The sequence below is a fragment of the Streptomyces sp. NPDC002076 genome, assembly GCF_053593835.1.
On sequence record NZ_JBSFDI010000015.1, the window covers coordinates 17,103 to 36,430 of the forward strand.

Sequence of the window (19,328 nt, forward strand, 5' to 3'; positions counted from 1 at the left end):
TCCCGACGCCCCACCGCATCCGTGCCCGTCGGCAGCCCGCTCTCGTGGCGGCTCAGTCGGCCGTCGGCGGAGCCGTACGCACGCCGAACGCCTCCAGAATCCGTTCCGCCGCCAGGGTCGCCGTCAACCGGCCTTCCCTGACCTGTCGTTCGAGGTCCGGCGCGGCCTCGCGCACCGCCGGGTCGGCGTGGAGGCGGTCCAGCAGTTCGTCGCGGACCATCGCCCAGGTCCAGCCGACCTGCTGATCGCGCCGCTTGGCGGTCAGCCGGCCGGTGGAGTCGAGGAGGGTGCGGTGCTGTTCCAGGCGCTCCCAGACCGTGTCCAGGCCCGTCGACTCACGGGCGCTGCAACTCAGCACCGGCGGGGTCCAGAACGCCTCCTTGCCGTGCATCAGGCGCAGCGCGCCCGCCAGTTCACGGGCGGCGGCCTTCGCGTCGCGCTCGTGCGGGCCGTCCGCCTTGTTGACGGCGATCACGTCGGCCAGCTCCAGGACGCCCTTCTTGATGCCCTGCAACTGGTCGCCGGTGCGGGCGAGGGTGAGCAGGAGGAAGGAGTCGACCATCTCCGCGACCGTCGTCTCCGACTGGCCCACGCCGACCGTCTCGACGAGGATCACGTCGTAGCCCGCCGCCTCCATGACCACCATCGACTCCCGGGTGGCCTTCGCGACCCCGCCCAGCGTGCCCGCGCTGGGGGAGGGGCGGACGAAGGCCGCGGGGTCGACCGCCAGGCGTTCCATGCGCGTCTTGTCGCCCAGGATCGAGCCGCCGGTACGGGTCGAGGAGGGGTCGACCGCGAGAACCGCGACCCGGTGGCCCAGCGAGGTCAGCATGGTGCCGAACGCATCGATGAACGTCGACTTGCCGACACCCGGCACCCCGCTCACGCCGATCCGCCGCGCCCGGCCGCTGTGCGGAAGGAGCTGGGTCAGCAACTCCTGAGCCGCCGACCGGTGCGCGGGGCGCGTGGATTCCACGAGCGTGATCGCGCGGGCCACGATCGCGCGCTTCCCGTCCAGCACGCCCTTCACATACGTGTCGAGATCGATCGATGCCACCCCGAGAGCCCCCGCTACAGCTCGTGGCCCAGGTCGGCCGACAGCCGCCGCACCAGGTCGTAGGCCGCGTCCGGGATCACCGTCCCGGGCAGGAACACCTCCGCCGCGCCCATCTCCCGCAGCGTCGGCACGTCCTGCGGCGGGATCACCCCGCCCACCACGATCATGATGTCCTCGCGGCCCTCCTCGGCGAGCTTCTCGCGCAGCGCCGGGACCAGCGTGAGGTGACCCGCGGCCAGCGAGTTCACGCCGACCACGTGGACGTCCGCCTCGACCGCCTGCCGGGCGACCTCCTCCGGGGTCTGGAACAGCGGGCCGACGTCGACGTCGAAGCCGAGGTCGGCGAACGCGGTCGCGACCACCTTCTGGCCGCGGTCATGGCCGTCCTGGCCCATCTTGGCGACCAGGATGCGCGGCCGGCGCCCCTCGGCCTCCTCGAAGGCGTCCACCAGGGCGCGGGTGCGGTCCACGTTCGGGGACTTGCCTGCTTCGTTGCGGTACACGCCGGAGATCGTACGGATCTGGCTCGCGTGCCGTCCGTACACCTTCTCCAGGGCGTCCGAGATCTCGCCCACGGTGGCCATGGCGCGGGCCGCGCGCACGGCCAGTTCCAGCAGGTTCTCCTTGCCCTCGGCGGCCCGCGTCAGCGCGTCCAGCGCGTCCCGGCACGCCGTCTCGTCCCGCTCCTCCCGCAGCCGCCGCAGCTTCTCGATCTGCTGGGCGCGTACGGCGGAGTTGTCGACCTTGAGGACCTCGATCGCCTCGTCGTTCTCCACGCGGTACTTGTTCACGCCGATCACCGGCTGACGGCCCGAGTCGATGCGGGCCTGGGTGCGGGCCGCGGCCTCCTCCACGCGCAGCTTCGGGATGCCGGCGTCGATGGCCTGCGCCATGCCGCCCGCCTGCTCGACCTCCTGGATGTGGGCCCAGGCCTTGCGCGCGAGGTCGTACGTCAGCTTCTCCACGTACGCGCTGCCGCCCCAGGGGTCGATGACCCGGGTGGTGCCCGACTCCTGCTGGATGAGCAGCTGGGTGTTGCGGGCGATGCGCGCGGAGAAGTCGGTCGGCAGGGCCAGGGCCTCGTCGAGGGCGTTGGTGTGCAGCGACTGGGTGTGGCCCTGGGTCGCCGCCATCGCCTCCACGGCCGTACGCGTGACGTTGTTGAACACGTCCTGCGCGGTCAGCGACCAGCCCGAGGTCTGCGAATGGGTGCGCAGGGAGAGGGACTTGGAGTTCTTCGGCTCGAACTGGGAGACCAGCTTGGCCCACAGCAGGCGAGCGGCCCGCATCTTGGCGATCTCCATGAAGAAGTTCATGCCGATCGCCCAGAAGAAGGACAGGCGCGGCGCGAACGCGTCCACGTCCAGGCCCGCTTCCCGGCCCGCGCGGAGGTACTCCACGCCGTCCGCGAGCGTGTACGCCAGCTCCAGGTCGGCCGTCGCGCCGGCCTCCTGGATGTGGTAGCCGGAGATGGAGATGGAGTTGTAGCGGGGCATCCGCTGTGAGGTGTACGCGAAGATGTCGGAGATGATCCGCATCGACGGCTTCGGCGGATAGATGTAGGTGTTGCGGACCATGAACTCCTTCAGAATGTCGTTCTGAATGGTTCCGGCCAGCTTCTCGGGCGGTACGCCCTGTTCCTCCGCCGCCACGATGTACAGCGCGAGCACCGGCAGCACGGCGCCGTTCATCGTCATCGACACCGTCATCCTGTCCAGCGGGATGCCGTCGAACAGCTGCCGCATGTCGTAGATGGAGTCGATGGCCACGCCCGCCATGCCGACGTCGCCGGTCACGCGCGGGTGGTCGCTGTCGTAGCCCCGGTGCGTGGGCAGGTCGAAGGCGACCGACAGGCCCTTCTGGCCGGCCGCCAGGTTGCGCCGGTAGAAGGCGTTGGACTCCTCGGCGGTGGAGAAGCCCGCGTACTGGCGGATCGTCCAGGGCTGGTTGACGTACATCGTCGGGTAGGGGCCGCGCAGATACGGCGCGATGCCCGGGTAGGTGCCCAGGAAGTCCAGGCCCTCCAGGTCACGGCCGGTGTACAGCGGCTTGACCCCGATGCCCTCCGGGGTCTCCCACAGCGGCTCTTCGCTCCCGGCCGCCCGCGCGACGGCCGCACGCCACTGATCGGCACTGCCGTCGGCGACCGGCGTCCCCAGCTCGATGCCGGAGAAGTCGGGGATTCCCATCAGGACACTCCCATGCGGTCGAGGGTCGCGGACAGCACGTCGATGGCGTCGCAGCCCGCGAAGACGTACGAGTCGATGCCGGCGTACTCGCCCCGGCCCGCCAGGAACACATGCCGGGCCCCGGCCGCCCTGAGCGACTCGGCGGCCTGCTCGGCCTGTTCGGCGTAAAGCGCGTCGCTGGAGCACAGCACGGCCTCGGTGGCGCCGCTGTCCTCGAAGGCGCCCTCCGTGACCGGCTCGATGCCGCCGGCCTGGAAGAGGTTGGCGGCGAAGGTGGCGCGCGCGGTGTACGCGGCGGCCGACCCGATGGTCGCCAGGAAGATCCGGGGGCGGGCGCCGGTCGCTACGAGGTGGGCGTCGGAGCGGGCGCGCAGCTCCTCGTACGCCTCGTCGCGGCGCACCCGCGGCAGACCGCCGGACGGCGGCTCGGGCGCAGGCTCGCGCTCCACCGGCTTCTCGGCCAGCAGCGGGAACTCGCTGACGCCGGTGATGGGTTCGCGCCGCTTGGCGAGCTTCTTGGAACGCTCCGCCCAGGTCGTCGCGAGGTCGGTGCGCAGCCGGCCGGAGCGCAGCACGGCCGCCTGGCCGCCGTCGCGCTCGATCGTCCGGAAGAACTCCCAGGCGGCCTCGGCGAGTTGGTCGGTGAGCTGTTCCACGTACCAGGAGCCGCCCGCCGGGTCGATGACCCGCGCCAGGTGGGACTCCTCGATGAGGATCGTGGAGGTGTTGCGGGCGATCCGGCGCGCGAACGCGTCGGGCAGGCCGAGCGTGTGGTCGAACGGCAGCACGGTCACCGAGTCGGCGCCGCCGACCCCGGCGGCGAGCGTCGCGACGGTCGTGCGGAGCATGTTCACCCACGGGTCGCGGCGGGCCATCATCACCGGCGAGGTCACCACGTGCTGCACCTGCGCGCCGGGGGCCCCGCAGACCTCGGCGACCCGGGCCCACAGCCGGCGCGCGGCGCGCAGCTTGGCGATGGTGAGGAACTGGTCGGCGGTGGCCGCGTAGCGGAACTCCAGCTGCCCGGCGGCCTGTTCGACGCTCAGTCCCGCCTCGGTGAGCTCCCGCAGATACGCCACACCGGTGGCGAGCGAGGCGCCCAGCTCCTGCCCGGCCGAGCCGCCCGCCTCGTGGTACGGCAGCGCGTCCACGGTGAGGGCGCGCAGCCCGGGGTACTGCCCGGCGCAGCGCGCGGCCAGGGCGGCGTACGGCGCGAAGTCCAGCGCCGTGCCGGTGCGGGCCTCGTACCCGAGCGGGTCGCCGCCCAGATTGCCGCGTACGGCCTCGGCGGCCACGCCCTTGTCCGCGGACAGCCGCAGCAGCGCCTCGGCGGCCTGCGCGGTGTCCCGGCCCGCGTCCAGGACGACCGGCGCCAGGTCGAGGTAGACCCCCTCCAGCGCCCGGCCCAGCCCGTCGACCGGGAAGCCGCCCTCGCCCAGCACCAGCCACAGCGAGGTGCCGCCGTTCTCCAGGTCGGCCAGCACGGCGCCGTCCGCGAGGGCGGTGTGCCGCTGCCGTACGTCCCAGCCGCCCGCGGTGTTGCCCTCGGGGCGGCTGCCGCGCACATACGGCGCGAAGCCCGGCAGACCGGGGTCGGGCGCGGCGTCGCGCGCGGTGTAGAGGGGCCGGGTGCGCAGCCCGTCCTCCAGCGTCGTGGACAGGGCGTCCTCAGCTGCCGCGCCCGAGACTTCCTTGCCCGACTTGCGCAGCACGCCCTCGACCAGGCGTTGCCACTGCTCGTGCGTCGCGTCAGGGAACTCGGCGGCCAGTGAGAGCCCGTCGTCAGGCAGGACCGTCATGGCTCGGATGCTAGGGCAGCATGCTCAAGTGAGTGCAGCGCGGGGGCTGTGAGGTTTCCCTCCTTGCGCTTGTGACCTGTGCCGCTCAGCCGCCGGAGGGCTCCTCGTCGAGGTCCGGGACCAGCGCGCACATGGCCGCGCGCTGGTCGGGGCCCATCGAGTCGGCGAGGGCCTGGCGGACGGTTCCGGCGAGCAGGGCGGACGTCTCGTTCAGGAGGTCGCGCGCCTTGTCGGTGAGGGCGACCTGCACGCCGCGCTTGTCGCCGCACACCGAGGTGCGGACGACCAGGCCGGCCCGCTGGAGGCAGGCGATCTGGTAGGTGAGCCGGGTCTTGGGGCGGCCCAGGAGGTCGGCGACCTGGGTCATGCGCAGTCCGGTGCGGGGCTGCTCCGCCAGCAGGCACAGGATCAGGAACTCGTCGTGCGAGACGTCGAGGGTCTCCTTCACGACCGACCGCAGCCGCTGCTCCACGGCGCCCGTGGCGGCCAGCAGGATCATCCAGGCGCGCAGTTCCGGGGGCAGCAGGCCGCCCCCGGAGGCGGGGCATTCGAGCCGGTCGGCGGGGTGCGCGTCGGATGCGGACATGGGTCGAGTCTACCTGTTGTCCAATTTTGGACCAGAAGCTTGTTCAGTTTTGGATGAGTGGGTTGTTCAAATTTGGATGAGGCGCTAGCGTGACCGTCAGTCATCCAAATTTGAATCACCTGAATCCGGAGTACGACCATGACCGTCGCCGTGCAGACAGGCACCTGGCAGCTCGACCCGGCCGCTTCCACCGTGGGACTGCGGCACAAGACCATGTGGGGACTCGTCACCGTGAAGGGCACCTTCACCGCTGCCTCCGGCGGAGGTGAGGTGCACGCCGACGGCTCGGCCACCGGCGCCGTGACCCTGGAGGCTGCCTCCCTGGACACCAAGCACGCCAAGCGGGACACCCACCTGCGCTCGGCCGACTTCTTCGACGCCGACAACCACCCCGAGATCACCTTCGCCGTCCGCGGCGCCGACCGCCTCGACGGCGACGGCGTACGGGTCACCGGTCAGCTGACCGTACGGGGCGTCAGCAGGCCCGTGACCTTCACCGCGCACCTGACCGACGCGGGAGCCGACGCGCTCACCCTGGACGCCGAGTTCAGCGTCGACCGCGACCAGTTCGGCATGGGCTGGAACCAGCTGGGCATGATGCGCGGCCTGACCACGGTGACGGCGAAGCTGCGCTTCACGCGGGCGCGGGCCTGAGCCGGCCGCTCAGCCCTTCATGCCCAGCTCGGCCCGGCTCACGTCCTCGGTGGAGAGCGTCTGCGGGGTCGCCGTGAAGGCGCGCAGCCGGATGTGCGAGGCCTTCTTCCCGGGCAGGGGGACGCCACCCTTGGGCGCCCGCAGCAGGATGGTCGCCGTGGTGTGCGCGGGGATCGTGGCCGGACCGTGCGCGAGCGTCCAGTACCGGTTCATGCCCTGGCCGGTCGTCAGCATGTAGTGCGGGGTAAGCGCGCTGCTCCCGGTGTTGGTGACCTCCACCGTCAGCGCCGACAGAGTGTGCGCCGAGGAGTGCCGGGCCGCCGTGATGTGCATCCGCAGGGGCGGCTTCCCCGTCACCGCGAGGGTCGCGCTCACCAGCGCGGGCAGCACCAGCAGCGCCACGGCGGCGGTCAGCGCGGGCCGGCGGCGCGGGCCCGTCAGCCACCGGGGGCGCGGCTGCCACGCGTTCCTGAACTCCGACAGAGGCACGGTGATCGCCGCCGCCAGCCACAGCGGTGTGTACATCAGGTAGTAGCCGTCCTGGGACCGGGTCGCCAGGTAGAAGGCGCACCAGGGCAGCACGGTCGCGGCCGGGCCGAGCCGCCGCACGAACAGCACGAACAGCGCCAGCAGGGCCGCGGCGAGCAGCATGCTCGCGTGGCCGTACCAGTCGAGCCGGTCGCTGCCGTGGGTGAAGTACAGGGAGATGTCGACCAGACCCTGGCCGTGCAGCACCGCGCCCTGGGTCAGCGGCAGCGCGATGCCCCGGAACCATGGACCCGGCTCGGTCACGATGAAGTACGTGTTGATCAGCAGCCAGGTGAGGACCGCGATCCCGGCGATCCGCAGCACCACCCGCGTGGCCGCCCGGCCGTCGAGCTCACCGCGGCGCACGGCGTAGATCCCGGCCAGCAGGAACGGCGTGACGAACCAGGGGAGTTGCTGCGCCGCGCACGCGGCTCCGATGCACGCGGCGCGTGCGATCCCGGCGGGACCCAGCCGGCCGCCGGCGCCGAACCGCGGCCAGCGCACCACCACCGGGATCAGCAGGACCAGGCCGACGATCGCCGGGTAGCCCTGACGGGCGTACATCGGCAGGAAACTGAAGCCCAGACAGACCATCGTGGCCGCCGACCGCCACGGCATCGGCAGCAGCCGCCACAGCATCACCGCGCCCACGATCAGTACGACCGTCACCGCCAGCGTCGCCGGCGCCCCGGTGTGACCGAGCCACAGGAAGGGCACGGTGAGCAGCGGGGTCAGCGGGGGATAGCCGTATGTGTAGTCGTAACCGCCGGTCGTCGTCGCGGTCAGGGCGACGCCCTTGATGTGGAAGAGCCACGGCCACGGCTGGTCGTACACCAGGTGTCCGCCGACGATCTGTTTCGCGGCCTGCGTGGTCAGGACCGCCTCGTCGCCGCCCGCGTGGTTCAGCGCCCAGGCGCACAGGGTGAGCGCGATCGCGGTCACCAGCACCACGGCGTCGAGACGGGCCAGCGAACGCGCCCGGCGGACCGTCAGCGTGAGCACGCCGGTCACCAGGATCGAGGCGTAGCACACGGAGATGACCCCCGCGAGGGCCAGCCTGTGGGTGGCCGCCTGCGTCCACACCGAGCGCGTACCGATGAACAGGCTGACGTCGGCGAGCAGCGTCAGCACGCGGTGCCACTGCGCGGGTGGCTCATGGAGCTCAGCGCGGGCGACCGGTACGGCGGACACCGCCGACCGCGTCCGCCGGCCGGCTGTCACCTGCTGTGTTTCTGCCAAGTGCACGGGCCGGACGCTATCGGGGGCGAATGAGCGACATGTGGCCGGGGGTGAAGAGAACGGTATGAGGGAGGTAAGAAGCGGGCGTATTCGTACATGTGCCTCAGGTCGCTCCGGGAGATGCGCCGCCGGATCGGTCGCGCAGTGTGTCGTTGTTGGGCCGAACGGGTGACTTGGCGTAAGAATTGGCTGGTGCAGGCATCGAGTGCGAGTCAGGTCGGGGGGAGCCGGTGAGCCGCTACGACGTCACCGATGAACAGTGGGAAGGGCTCGCCCAGGTCGTGCCGCTGCGGGGCCGGGACGCCTGGCCGTCCGCGGTGAACCACCGCTCACTGCCGGACGCCGAGACCGAGACTCGGCGCCGGTTCGTCGTGCTGCGCGTCAACGTCTTCGCTGACGCCCGGGAAGTCGCCGAGACCCTGATGGCCGGCGCGCCGGTCCTGCTCGACCTGACCGGCGCGGAGACCGAGGTCGCCAAGCGCGTCCTCGACTTCAGCACGGGCGTGGTCTTCGGCCTGGGCAGCGGAATGCACCGCGTCGACCGCAATGTGTTCCTCCTCACCCCACCCGGCACCGAGGTCAGCGGGCTGATGGAGGGCGCGGGGGTGTCGGGCGGCTGACCCCTGGCCCGGCTGCCGAGGCGGTGCTTGGGGTGGCTGGACGCGGGGCCTCCGGGGTGAGCGGGGGCGGGCGTCGCTGGTGGATGCGTCTGGTGGTCGGACGGGGCGCTTGGGGTGGCTGGGCCCGGGGTCTCTGGGGTGGGTGTGGGGCGCGGGTGTTCCTGGCCGGGTGGCTGGGGGATGGCCTGGTGGCTGGGCGGGGTGCTGGGGCGGATGAGTCGTGGGTCTCTGGGGTGGGTGTGGGGCGCGGGTGTTCCTGGCTTGACGGTTGCGGGGGTGCGTCTGGTGGCTGGGCGGGGTGCTGGGGCGGATGAGTCGTGGGTCTCTGGGGTGGGTGTGGGGCGCGGGTGTTCCTGGCCTGGCGGTTGCGGGGGTGCGTCTGGCGGTCGAGCTAGGTGTTCGGGCGGATGAGTCGTGGGTCTCGGAGGGGAGCGCGGGGACGCCGGCGTTCTGGCCCGGAGGCTGAGGGGATTGGACCTGGCGGTTGAGCGGGGTGCTCGGGGCGGCTGAGTTCTCGGTGGGCGTGTGGTGGGTGCGTGTCCGGGGGGCGCGGGTGTCGGTCCGTCCGGTGTCACTCGACCGAGTGTCTCCTGGTCCCGTTTGGGCCGGCCCGGCCGCCCGTTCGTAGGAAGGTCTCGGCAGGAAACGGTTCGGCAGGTGGGGCGGGTTCTACGGTCCCGGCATGGCCGTGCCTTCCGTGTCCGCTGAGTCCCCCGCCGTCGGCGCGCCCGCCGGGACCGTCCCCGCGCGGTCCCGGCGGTCCCCCGATGTACGTGCCCGGATCACCGAGCTGCGGCTGTCGGCCTTCGCCAGGCATCGGCGGGCCGGGTTTCCGCTGGGGTCCGTCACCCTTTTCGCCGGGCCCAGTGGAGCGGGGAAGACGACCGCGCTCACGGCGTACGAGGCGCTGGCCCGGCTCGGTGGCGGAGCCTCGCTCTTCGAGGTGTTCCCGGATCCGGTGGCCTGTGTGCCGCAGCGGGCGCGCCCCGATGCCGGAGGGCGGCGCGGCTTCCGGATCGGCTGCACGGCCGACGGCGCCGAGGGGCCGGTCCGGCTCGACGTCGCCGTACAGGCCGAACCGGACCTCAGGATCGTGGGGGAGCGGCTGACCGCGGGCGGGGTCGTCCTGCTGGAGACCGCCCTGCGCGATCCCGGGCGCGGTACCGTCCAGGCGGCCTGGTACACCGCCGGCTCCGCCCCGGTGACCCGCGCCCCGCTCCCCGACGACCGCCTCGGCACCGCCCTGCTGCCGTTGCGCGTGGCCGGCAAGACCGACGGGCAGCGCCAAGTGCTCGCCGCCGCCGAGCAGATGGTGGTCGCCCTGCGCTCCGTCTTCCCCTGCGACCCCCGCCCCGAGTGCATGCGCACCCCCGTACCCACCGGCTCCGGCCGGCTGCTGTCCGGCTGCGACAACCTCGCCGACGTGCTGTGGCGCACCCGCGCGGAATGCGCCCGCCGGCACGGCCTGCTGGTCGATGTCCTGCGCGCGGGCTGTGCGGGGCCGGTGACCGATCTCGTCACGGAGCCGCTGCCGGACGGCACGGTACGGGCCCTGCTCGACCGCGGCGACGGACTGCGCACCGAACTCGCCCGGCTCGGCGATGGCGAACTGCGCTATCTCGCGCTGGCGCTGGTGCTGCTGACCGGGCCCGGCGTCCTGGACGTGGACACCCCGGGCGAGGTGCCCGACGCCCTGCGCACCCTCACCGTCCTCGCCGACGGCTTCGACCGCGGCCTCGACCCCGCCCAGCGCCGGGAGTTGCTGCGGACGGCCGTCCGGATGGGCGAGCGTGGCCACATCCGGTGGGTGGGCGCGGTGAGCGACGCCTCGTGGGCAACCGGGACCGAGGGCGTCACAGTGGTACACCTGGACGCGTGACGGAACCTCTCGACCTGGCCCGACTCCAGCGCAGGCTCGCCGAGTTCGCGGCCGCGCGGAACTGGCAGCCCTACCACACTCCCAAGAACCTCGTCGCCGCGCTCAGCGTGGAGGCCTCCGAACTGGTCGAGATCTTCCAGTGGTTGACACCCGAGGAGTCCGCACGCGTGATGGACGACCCGGACACCGCGCACCGGGTCACCGACGAGGTCGCCGACGTCCTCGCCTATCTGCTGCAGTTCTGCGATGTCCTCGGCATCGACGCGCTGGCCGCCCTGGACGCCAAGATCGACCGCAACGAACGGCGCTTCCCGGTGCCGGGGGCGCACGGCGCGTCCGAGCGCCCCCCACGGCCGGAGGGCTGAACTCCGGTATTACGCTCCGGAGTTGAAGCGCCTGTCGAATCCGAATTGTTGTCCACAGATTTCCGTCTACCTCTGGCTTTTCGCCCCGAGCGGTTTCACTCTGGGTAGTGACCAGGAGTGTTCAAGCGGGCGTGCGAGGAAGCACGCGGAAGGACGGGGGCGACGCATGGATGCGATACGGCTCATCCTGACGAGCAGGCGTGCGCTGGCGTGCGGTGCCGACGCGGCCGAGATCATGGCGGAGGTGTGGCAGGCGCAGGCCCTGGCCCAGGCGATCGGGAGCCGGCTCGCGGTCTCCGGCCCGCCCGAGCTGCGCGGCGAGGCGCTCGGCCTGACCGAACTGGCGGGCCGGGGCTGCGGAGTCCTGGACCCGCCCGAACTCGACCTGGGCGACCTGCGCGCCGCCCAGCTCACCGAGCTGGCCGACGCCCGCGAGACCCTGCTCTGCCTCGGGGGTCTGCTCGGCGAGGTCGGCATGGCCCTGGTCGGCATGGCGAGCGCGGCCGACGACGAGACGACGTACTGGCAGTGCATGGAGGCCATCGACGCGGCCGACGAGTCCCGCGACCGCGTCCTGGAGATGCTCCGCAAGCTGGCGGCGCGGGAGGAGGCATTACAGGAGAACGGCAACCAGAACAGCCCGTCGGGCGTGTGACCCGCCGAGGGGCCGCCGCCGTGCACCACGGCGGCAGCCCCCCGTCTGCCTCAGCCGCTCTGCGCGAAGCCGTAGTCGAGGATCTTCGCCGCGTCCTGGAAGCGCTGGTCCGCCGAGGTGTCGGCGAGCACCGTGCCCACGACCGTCCGGCCGCCCCGGGTCGCCGCGAACACCAGGCAGAACTGTGCCTCCGGTCCGGAGCCGGTCTTCACGCCGATCGCGCCCCGGTAGGAGCCGAGCAGCTTGTTGGTGTTGTCCCACGGCTGCATCGCGTGCGTTCCGCCGCCCGGCCGGTAGGACTGCATGTCCTTGTACTCCTTGGTGCCGACGACCTTCTTGAAGGTCGCGTTCTTCAGCGCGACCCCGGCCAGCTTCGCCAGGTCGCGCGGCGAGGCGAAGTTGTCGCCGTTGGACACCCCGTCGAAGGAGTCGAAGTGCGTGTTGGCCAGGCCCAGTTCACGTGCCTTGGCGTTCATCCCGGCGATGAACGACTTGGTCCGCTGGGCCGTCGTCGACCCCGTGCCGTAGGTGTCCGCGAGCGCGTAGGCCGCGTCGCAGCCCGAGGGCAGCAGCAGCCCGTACAGCAGGTCGCGCACCTTCATCGAGTCGCCGAGGATCAGGTGGGCGCTGGAGTAGCGCTGGGTGTGCGTGGTGGGGTCGATGACGTAGTCCGTGTACTCCTTCTTGATCTCCACCTTGCGGTCGAGGTTCAGATGGGGCTGGGACAGCACCACCAGCGCGGTCATGATCTTCGTCGTGGACCCGGTCCGCAGCCGTCCGTCCGGCGCCTTGCCGAACAGCGCCTTGCCGGTGGCGGGGTTCAGCGCGAACGCTCCCTGGGCCGACACCTGCGGTGCCGTGGCCGCCTGGGCGGGAGCGGCCGCGAGGACCCCCGTACCGAGAACCGCACCCGCCAGTGCCGCTACGACTGCTCTTCTGCCGGCGCGGACCTTGTGGCCGTGGGACATGGTTCCCCCTTCAGTCAGTGGTCAGTTGACGGTCGATCACTATGCCGTAGGCGTGGACGACTTGTGTGTGGACTGTGGGCTTGGCCACAGCGCAACTGATCAAGGCCCCAGGGGATGGCATGGCCGCGATGAGAAAACCGGTGGTCAGCGGGCCTTGGTCCCGGGAGACTCGGTCATGTGTTCCTGACGATCTCCACGCGCGGCGACGCCGCCCACCCGGCCACCGACCTCGGGTACCTGCTGCACAAGCACCCCGACAAGGCGCAGAAGTTCTCCACGTCGTACGGCACGGCGCACGTCTTCTACCCCCAGGCGGACGACCTGCGCTGCACGGCCGCGCTGCTGCTGGAGATCGACACGCTCGCGCTGGTCCGGCGGGGCAAGGGCAAGGGCCGCGGCGGCGCCCCCGACGCGGCGCTCGCGCAGTACGTCAACGACCGCCCCTACGCGGCCTCCTCGCTGCTCGCGGTCGCGCTGAGCGGCGTGTTCTCCAGCGCGATGAAGGGCACCTGCCACGCCAGGCCCGAACTCCCGGCACAGACAAGGCCGTTGCACATCGAGGTGCCCGCGCTGCCCGCCCGCGGCGGACCGGAGCTCGTACGGCGTCTCTTCGAGCCGCTGGGCTGGACGGTCACCGTCGAACCGGTCCCCCTGGACGCCGAGTTCCCCGAGTGGGGCGACTCGCGCTATGTGCGTCTCGTCCTGGCGGCCGAGGAGCTGACCCTCGCCGAGGCCCTGCGCCACCTCTATGTCCTGCTGCCGGTCCTCGACGACGCCAAGCACTACTGGGTCTCCTCCGACGAGGTCGACAAGCTGCTGCGGGCCGGCGAGGGCTGGCTGCCCGCCCACCCGGAGCAGAAGCTGATCACCAGCCGCTACCTCTCCCGCCGCTGGTCGCTGACCCGGCAGGCGATGGAGCGGCTGGAGCTGGTGCGGCTCGCCGAGGCCGACGACAGCGAGGTCGAGGAGATCGACAACGCCGTCGAGGCCGAGACCGAGGAGGAGGAGCGGCCCACCCCGCTCGCCGTCCAGCGCCGGGAGGCGATCCTCGCCGTCCTGCGGGACCGGGGTGCCGCGCGCGTCCTGGATCTCGGCTGCGGACAGGGTGAGCTGGTGCGGGAGCTGCTGAAGGACGTGCGGTTCACCGAGATCGTCGGCCTCGACGTGTCGGTGCGGGCGCTCACCATCGCCGCCCGCCGGCTGAAGCTGGACCGCATGGGGGAGCGGCAGGCGTCCCGGGTCAAGCTGGTGCAGGGCTCGCTCGCCTACACCGACAAACGGCTGAGGGGCTACGACGCCGCCGTGCTCAGCGAGGTGATCGAGCACCTCGACCTGCCCCGGCTGCCCGCCCTGGAGTACGCCGTGTTCGGGCACGCCCGTCCCCGTACGGTCCTCGTGACCACCCCGAACGTCGAGTACAACGTCCGCTGGGAGACCCTGCCCGCCGGACACGCCCGGCACGGCGACCACCGCTTCGAGTGGACGCGCGAGGAGTTCCGCACCTGGGCGGCGAAGGTGGCGGAACGGCACGGCTACGACCTGGAGTTCGCCCCAGTCGGCCCGGACGACCCCGAGGTCGGCCCGCCCACCCAGATGGCACTGTTCACGATCAAGACCGAGAGGGAGGCGAAGGCGGCATGACCGAGACAACAGAGAACAAGGGGCGGATCCTCCCCGTCACCGACCTCTCCCTCGTCGTCCTCGTCGGCGCCTCCGGCTCCGGCAAGTCCACCTTCGCACGACGGCACTTCAAGCCCACCGAGGTGATCTCCTCGGACTTCTGCCGCGGTCTCGTCTCCGACGACGAGAACGACCAGAGCGCGACCCGGGACGCCTTCGACGTCCTGCACTACATCGCCGGCAAGCGGCTGGCGGCCGGCCGGCGCACCGTCGTGGACGCCACCAGCGTGCAGCAGGACGCCCGGCGTCAGCTGATCGAGCTGGCCAGGACGTACGACGTGCTGCCCATCGCCATCGTGCTGGACATGCCGGAGGAGGTGTGCGCCGAGCGCAACGCGGCCCGCACCGACCGCGCCGACATGCCCCGCCGGGTCATCCAGCGGCACATCCGCGAACTGCGCCGCTCGCTGAGGCACCTGGAGCGCGAGGGCTTCCGCAAGGTGCATGTCCTGCGCGGCGTCGAGGAGGCCGAGAACGCCACCGTCGTCACCGAGAAGCGCTTCAACGACCTCACCCACCTCACCGGCCCCTTCGACATCATCGGCGACATCCACGGCTGCTCCGCCGAACTGGAGGCGCTGCTCGCCAAGCTGGGCTACTCGGACGGCGTCCACCCGGACGGCCGTACCGCCGTCTTCGTCGGCGACCTGGTCGACCGCGGCCCGGACACCCCGGGCGTGCTGCGCCGGGTGATGTCGATGGTCGAGACGGGCAACGCGCTGTGCGTGCCCGGCAACCACGAGAACAAGTACGGCCGCCACCTGGCGGGCCGCAATGTCCAGCACACCCACGGCCTCGCCGAGACCATCGAGCAGATGGAGGGCGAGAGCGAGGAGTTCAAGGGGCGGGTACGCAGGTTCCTGGCGGGCCTGGTCAGTCACTACGTCCTCGACGGCGGCAAGCTGGTCGTCTGCCACGCCGGCCTGCCGGAGAAGTACCACGGCCGCACCTCCGGCCGGGTCCGCTCGCACGCCCTGTACGGCGACACCACGGGCGAGACCGACGAGTTCGGTCTTCCGGTGCGCTACCCGTGGGCCGAGGACTACCGGGGTCGCGCGGCGGTGGTCTACGGCCACACCCCGGTTCCCGAGGCGACCTGGCTCAACAACACCATCTGCCTGGACACCGGCGCGGTCTTCGGCGGCAAGCTGACCGCGCTGCGCTGGCCGGAGCGCGAGCTGGTCGACGTACCCGCCGAGCGCGTCTGGTACGAGCCGGCCCGCCCGCTGCGCGCGGAGGCGCCCGGCGGCCGGGACGGCCGGCCGGTGGACCTGGCGGACGTCCACGGCCGCCGGGCCGTGGAGACCCGGCACGCCGGCATGGTGGCGGTCCGCGAGGAGAACGCGGCGGCGGCCCTGGAGGTCATGAGCCGCTTCGCGACCGACCCGCGCCTGCTGCCGTACCTGCCACCGACCATGGCACCGACGCCGACGTCCCGGGTGGACGGCTACCTGGAGCACCCGGTCGAGGCCTTCGCGCAGTACGCGGCGGACGGCGTCGAGCGGGTCGTGTGCGAGGAGAAGCACATGGGCTCGCGGGCCGTGGCCCTGGTGTGCCGGGACGCGGAGGCGGCACGGAAGCGCTTCGGAGTGGATGGTCCGACCGGGTCGCTCTACACCCGTACCGGGCGGCCGTTCCTCGACGACGAGCAGGTGACCGAGGAGATCCTCGGCCGGCTGCGCTCGGCGATCACGGGGGCGGGACTCTGGGACGAACTGGCCACCGACTGGCTGCTGTTGGACGCCGAGCTGATGCCGTGGTCGCTGAAGGCCTCGGGGCTGCTGCGCAGTCAGTACGCGGCGGTCGGCGCCGCGTCCGGCGCGGTCTTCCCGGGTGCGCTGGCCGCGCTGGAAGCGGCCTCGGCCCGGGGCGTCGACCTCACCGGCCTGCTGGACCGGCAGCGGGACCGGGCCGCCGACGCGGCCGCGTTCACCGCCGCCTACCGCCGCTACTGCTGGACCACCGACGGCCTGGACGGCGTACGCCTGGCACCCTTCCAGCTGCTGGCCGTCCAGGGCCGCAGCCTCGCCGCGCTGCCGCACGACGAGCAACTGGTCCTGATCGACCGGCTGGTGGAGCACGACGGCACCGGACTGCTGCAGACCACCCGGCGGCTGTACGTCGACACCGGCGAGCCGGAGTCGGTGCGCGCGGGTGTCGACTGGTGGCTGGAGATGACCGGTCGCGGCGGCGAGGGCATGGTCGTCAAGCCGTTCGGCGCGCTGGTCCGGAACAGCGACGGCCGGTTGGTGCAGCCCGGCATCAAGTGCCGGGGCCGGGAGTACCTGCGGATCATCTACGGCCCCGAGTACACCCGCCCGGACAACCTCGCCAAGCTGCGGCAGCGGTTCCTGAACCACAAGCGGTCCCTCGCCCTGCGCGAGTACGCCCTCGGCCTGGAGGCCCTGGACCGGCTCGCGGACGGGGAGCCGCTGTGGCGAGTGCACGAGGCGGTGTTCGGGGTGCTGGCCCTGGAGTCGGAGCCGGTGGATCCGCGCCTGTAGTCCGCCACGTCACATCCTGTCCGTCACGGAACGCCCTTGTGTCGCACACACTCTGTCCATATGGTGGACAGCCGTGCGGCGCAAGAGTGTTCGCGTGCGGGGAGGGGTGGACATGGAGATCAAGAAGGTCGTGGTCCGCGAGGAGCAGCAGGGCACCGGGCGTCGGCCGGCGATCCTGGAGAAGCGGCCGACCCGCTGAGCATGCGCGTTCACCTGGTCACGATGCCCTGGCATCCGCTCGACCTGCCGTCGCTGCAACTCGGCCTGCTGAACCCGCTGGTCCGGCAGGCGCGCCCGGACGCCGAGGTGACGGAGTTCCACGGCTCCCTGCGCTGGGCCGAGTTCCTGCTGGAGCGCTCCGGGGGCCGGCTGCGGCCGGGTGACTACGTCTCCGTCGGCAGCGACGCCATCTTCCACGGCCTCGGCGACTGGGTCTTCTCCGGCGTCCTGTACGACGATCCGGACTGGGGTCTGGCCCGGCTGCGGGACTACGCCGCCGAGCGGGACGTCTTCGTCGACACGGCCGTCGCGATGCGGCCGTACGCCGCCGCCTTCGTCGCGGCCTGCGCCGACGAGGTGCTGGCGGCGGAGCCGGACCTCGTCGGGTTCACCACCACCTTCATGCAGAACGTCGCCTCCCTCGCGCTCGCCCGCGAACTCAAGCGAAGACGCGCGGAGCTGAGGGTCGTCTTCGGCGGCAGCAACTGCGACGGTCCGATGGGCCACGCCCTGCACCGCAACCACCCCTTCGTCGACCATGTGGTCCGCGGCGAGGCCGAGTACGCCTTCCCGGCCCTGTTACGGCACCTGGCCGAGGGCACCGACCCCGTAGACGTGCCGGGCCTGTGCTGGTGGGACGGCCCGGTGTCGCGCGCCAACCCCGCGACCCGGCGGACCGTGGCCCCCGCCGACATCCCCTCGCCCGACTACGACCAGTGGCAGGCCGCGCTGGACGCCTCCCCGGTCCGGGAGTACGTCCATCCGAAACTCGTGGTGGAGGGCGCCCGCGGCTGCTGGTGGGGCGAGAAGCACCACTGCACCTTCTGCGGGCTCAACGGCTCCGCGATGGCCTTCCGCGCCAAGCCGGGGGAGCGGCTGTGGGCCGAGATCGACCGGCTGGTGCGCCGGCACCGCATCCTCGACGTGGTCACCGTCGACAACATCATCGACATGGCCTACTTCCGGGACTTCCTGCCCCGCGTGGTGGACAGCGGCTGGGACCTGCGGCTGCACTACGAGGTCAAGTCCAACCTCACCCCGGCACAGCTGGAGCTCCTCGGCGCGTCCGGCACCGTGCACATCCAGCCGGGCATCGAGAGCCTGGGCAGCCGGGTGCTGGACCTGATGGACAAGGGCGTCACCGGGGCCCGTAACGTCCGCACCCTGCGCGAGTGCGAGAACCACGCGCTGACCTGCTCCTGGAACCTCCTCTACGGCTTCCCCGGCGAGACGGCCGACGACTACGCACCGGTGATCGACCAGCTCCCCGCGCTGGTCCACCTCCAGCCGCCGAGCGGCGCCCACCGCATTCAGCTGGAGCGGTTCAGCCCGCACTTCACCGACCCGGACCTCGGCTTCGGCAAGCGCCGCCCGGCCCGGATGTACCAGCACGTCTACGAGCTGCCCGAGGAAGAACTCGCCGACCTCGTCTATCTGTTCGACACCGAGGACGCCGGGATCGCCGGCCCGGTCGAGCGCCGGCTTCAGGCCGCCGTCGCCGACTGGCGGGCCGGGCACGCGCACTCCCGGCTGCTGTTCGAGGAGGACGGCGGGGAGCTGCTGGTGCACGACCGGCGGCACGGGCGGCCACCGGCCACCCACCGCTTCACCGGCTGGCGCGCCGAGGCCCTGCGCCGCCTGGAGGAGGGCCGTACCGTACCGGCGCTGCACCGGCTGCTGACCGCCGACGGCCGGGGACCGGCCTCGGACGTTCTCACCGCATGGGTCCGACAGGCCTTGGAGCTCGGCCTGTTGTTCCGCGACGGGGCCACCTATGTGGCCCTGCCGACCTGGGGCGAGCCGGTCCGCCTGCCCGAGGGCGTGGTATGAGCGCGCCGGCGACCGCCGTGCCGTACCGGGTCACCGGACGGCGGGTCGAGGTGACCGGGCCGTTGGACCTGAGCGGCTCGGGGCGCAGCACGGCGGAGGCGGTGCGCTTCCTGCGCGAGTGCCAGAGCCAGGGGCTGCCGGTTGCCTGGCGGGCCGTGGGCAGGCCGTCGTACGACATCGGACTGCTGCACCACCTGCCGCCGCCGAGCGAACTGGCCGCCGAAGAGGCGGAGTTGGCCGCCTGGCGGGCCGGACACGCCTTCGGGAACCTCTACCACCGCCGCGGCCCCGGCTTTGTCACGGTCCTGGACCGCAGGGAGAAGGGCACGGCCGTACGACTCACCCTCGACCACCCCGATCTCCTCGCCGCGTTCCTCCGCCTCCAGGACCCGGCACCGCTGGACGCGGTCGACCGGGAGGCCGTCGGCCTGCTCCGCGCGGAGCGGCTGGTGCTGGCCGCCGGAGGCTGGGCGGTGGCGCTGCCCCCGCGCGTCCGGCGCTGGCCGGTCCCGTGCACCGCGATCTGACCGCCCCTTCTCGTCAGGGAGACGAAAAC

15 protein-coding genes are annotated in these 19,328 nt (G+C 72.0%); 9 read left to right on the forward strand and 6 right to left on the reverse strand.

Features of this window, described 5'->3' with window-relative positions; all coding sequences use genetic code 11:
• Positions 1–52: 52 nt before the first annotated feature.
• The 4 genes from meaB to ACWCQS_RS28735 all read right to left on the reverse strand — a co-directional run bounded on the left by meaB (position 53) and on the right by ACWCQS_RS28735 (position 5,631).
• The gene (meaB, locus tag ACWCQS_RS28720) at positions 53–1,057 is read right to left on the reverse strand and encodes a methylmalonyl Co-A mutase-associated GTPase MeaB (protein WP_451007136.1); all 1,005 of its coding nucleotides are present in this window, start codon (positions 1,055–1,057) and stop codon (positions 53–55) included.
• Between the two features lie 14 nt (positions 1,058–1,071).
• Positions 1,072–3,246 carry a methylmalonyl-CoA mutase gene (gene scpA, locus ACWCQS_RS28725; protein ID WP_388624766.1) on the reverse strand — a complete coding sequence of 725 codons (2,175 nt, stop codon included), beginning with the start codon at positions 3,244–3,246 and terminating at the stop codon, positions 1,072–1,074.
• A complete protein-coding gene (locus ACWCQS_RS28730) occupies positions 3,246–5,045 on the reverse strand; it encodes a methylmalonyl-CoA mutase family protein (RefSeq protein WP_451007137.1) in 1,800 nt (599 codons plus the stop codon). The genes scpA and ACWCQS_RS28730 overlap by 1 nt, the downstream gene beginning before the upstream one ends.
• An 85-nt stretch (positions 5,046–5,130) precedes the next feature.
• Positions 5,131–5,631: a MarR family winged helix-turn-helix transcriptional regulator gene (locus ACWCQS_RS28735; RefSeq protein ID WP_451007138.1), complete on the reverse strand. Its 501-nt coding sequence runs from the start codon at positions 5,629–5,631 to the stop codon at positions 5,131–5,133.
• A 138-nt stretch (positions 5,632–5,769) separates the two neighbouring features.
• Here ACWCQS_RS28735 and ACWCQS_RS28740 point away from each other — a divergent pair, with 138 nt between their 5' ends.
• Positions 5,770–6,285: a YceI family protein gene (locus ACWCQS_RS28740; RefSeq protein ID WP_451007139.1), complete on the forward strand. Its 516-nt coding sequence runs from the start codon at positions 5,770–5,772 to the stop codon at positions 6,283–6,285.
• Positions 6,286–6,294: 9 nt separating this feature from the next.
• Here ACWCQS_RS28740 and ACWCQS_RS28745 read toward each other — a convergent pair whose 3' ends face one another.
• Positions 6,295–8,058 (reverse strand): hypothetical protein, encoded by a 1,764-nt coding sequence (locus ACWCQS_RS28745; protein WP_451007140.1) that lies wholly within the window; start codon positions 8,056–8,058, stop codon positions 6,295–6,297.
• Between the two features lie 224 nt (positions 8,059–8,282).
• Between ACWCQS_RS28745 and ACWCQS_RS28750 the strand changes: the two genes are divergently transcribed.
• The 4 genes from ACWCQS_RS28750 (at position 8,283) to ACWCQS_RS28765 (ending at position 11,571) form a co-directional block, all read left to right on the forward strand.
• The gene (locus tag ACWCQS_RS28750; RefSeq protein WP_388624753.1) at positions 8,283–8,672 is read left to right on the forward strand and encodes a cell division protein SepF; all 390 of its coding nucleotides are present in this window, start codon (positions 8,283–8,285) and stop codon (positions 8,670–8,672) included.
• Positions 8,673–9,354: 682 nt separating this feature from the next.
• Positions 9,355–10,551: an ATP-binding protein gene (locus ACWCQS_RS28755; protein ID WP_451007141.1), complete on the forward strand. Its 1,197-nt coding sequence runs from the start codon at positions 9,355–9,357 to the stop codon at positions 10,549–10,551.
• Complete coding sequence (locus tag ACWCQS_RS28760) at positions 10,548–10,916, forward strand: nucleotide pyrophosphohydrolase (protein ID WP_451007142.1); 369 nt, start codon at positions 10,548–10,550, stop codon at positions 10,914–10,916. Before ACWCQS_RS28755 ends, ACWCQS_RS28760 begins: the two co-directional genes overlap by 4 nt.
• 166 nt (positions 10,917–11,082) lie before the next feature.
• Positions 11,083–11,571 (forward strand): DUF6099 family protein, encoded by a 489-nt coding sequence (locus ACWCQS_RS28765; protein WP_451007143.1) that lies wholly within the window; start codon positions 11,083–11,085, stop codon positions 11,569–11,571.
• Between the two features lie 50 nt (positions 11,572–11,621).
• Here the strand turns inward: ACWCQS_RS28765 and ACWCQS_RS28770 are convergent, their stop codons facing one another.
• The gene (locus ACWCQS_RS28770) at positions 11,622–12,539 is read right to left on the reverse strand and encodes a D-alanyl-D-alanine carboxypeptidase family protein (protein WP_451007144.1); all 918 of its coding nucleotides are present in this window, start codon (positions 12,537–12,539) and stop codon (positions 11,622–11,624) included.
• A 177-nt stretch (positions 12,540–12,716) separates the two neighbouring features.
• Between ACWCQS_RS28770 and ACWCQS_RS28775 the strand changes: the two genes are divergently transcribed.
• The 4 genes from ACWCQS_RS28775 (at position 12,717) to ACWCQS_RS28790 (ending at position 19,299) form a co-directional block, all read left to right on the forward strand.
• Positions 12,717–14,180: a 3' terminal RNA ribose 2'-O-methyltransferase Hen1 gene (locus ACWCQS_RS28775; protein WP_451007145.1), complete on the forward strand. Its 1,464-nt coding sequence runs from the start codon at positions 12,717–12,719 to the stop codon at positions 14,178–14,180.
• On the forward strand, positions 14,177–16,723 hold the full coding sequence (locus tag ACWCQS_RS28780) for a polynucleotide kinase-phosphatase (RefSeq protein ID WP_451007146.1): 2,547 nt from the start codon (positions 14,177–14,179) through the stop codon (positions 16,721–16,723). Before ACWCQS_RS28775 ends, ACWCQS_RS28780 begins: the two co-directional genes overlap by 4 nt.
• Positions 16,724–16,924: 201 nt before the next feature.
• Positions 16,925–18,772: a RiPP maturation radical SAM C-methyltransferase gene (locus tag ACWCQS_RS28785; RefSeq protein ID WP_451007147.1), complete on the forward strand. Its 1,848-nt coding sequence runs from the start codon at positions 16,925–16,927 to the stop codon at positions 18,770–18,772.
• Positions 18,769–19,299, forward strand: coding sequence for a DUF5825 family protein (locus tag ACWCQS_RS28790; protein ID WP_451007148.1), 531 nt, complete (start codon positions 18,769–18,771; stop codon positions 19,297–19,299). Before ACWCQS_RS28785 ends, ACWCQS_RS28790 begins: the two co-directional genes overlap by 4 nt.
• Positions 19,300–19,328 lie beyond the last annotated feature (29 nt).

Excerpts from the sequence above, each read along its gene's own strand:
- ACWCQS_RS28740 (WP_451007139.1), top strand. The coding sequence starts at position 5,770 with ATGACCGTCGCCGTGCAGACAGGCACCTGGCAGCTCGACCCGGCCGCT.
- ACWCQS_RS28765 (WP_451007143.1), top strand. The coding sequence starts at position 11,083 with ATGGATGCGATACGGCTCATCCTGACGAGCAGGCGTGCGCTGGCGTGC.
- ACWCQS_RS28770 (WP_451007144.1), bottom strand. The coding sequence starts at position 12,539 with ATGTCCCACGGCCACAAGGTCCGCGCCGGCAGAAGAGCAGTCGTAGCG.
- ACWCQS_RS28790 (WP_451007148.1), top strand. The coding sequence starts at position 18,769 with ATGAGCGCGCCGGCGACCGCCGTGCCGTACCGGGTCACCGGACGGCGG.
- ACWCQS_RS28755 (WP_451007141.1), top strand. The coding sequence starts at position 9,355 with ATGGCCGTGCCTTCCGTGTCCGCTGAGTCCCCCGCCGTCGGCGCGCCC.
- ACWCQS_RS28730 (WP_451007137.1), bottom strand. The coding sequence starts at position 5,045 with ATGACGGTCCTGCCTGACGACGGGCTCTCACTGGCCGCCGAGTTCCCT.
- ACWCQS_RS28780 (WP_451007146.1), top strand. The coding sequence starts at position 14,177 with ATGACCGAGACAACAGAGAACAAGGGGCGGATCCTCCCCGTCACCGAC.
- ACWCQS_RS28735 (WP_451007138.1), bottom strand. The coding sequence starts at position 5,631 with ATGTCCGCATCCGACGCGCACCCCGCCGACCGGCTCGAATGCCCCGCC.
- ACWCQS_RS28785 (WP_451007147.1), top strand. The coding sequence starts at position 16,925 with ATGCGCGTTCACCTGGTCACGATGCCCTGGCATCCGCTCGACCTGCCG.
- scpA (WP_388624766.1), bottom strand. The coding sequence starts at position 3,246 with ATGGGAATCCCCGACTTCTCCGGCATCGAGCTGGGGACGCCGGTCGCC.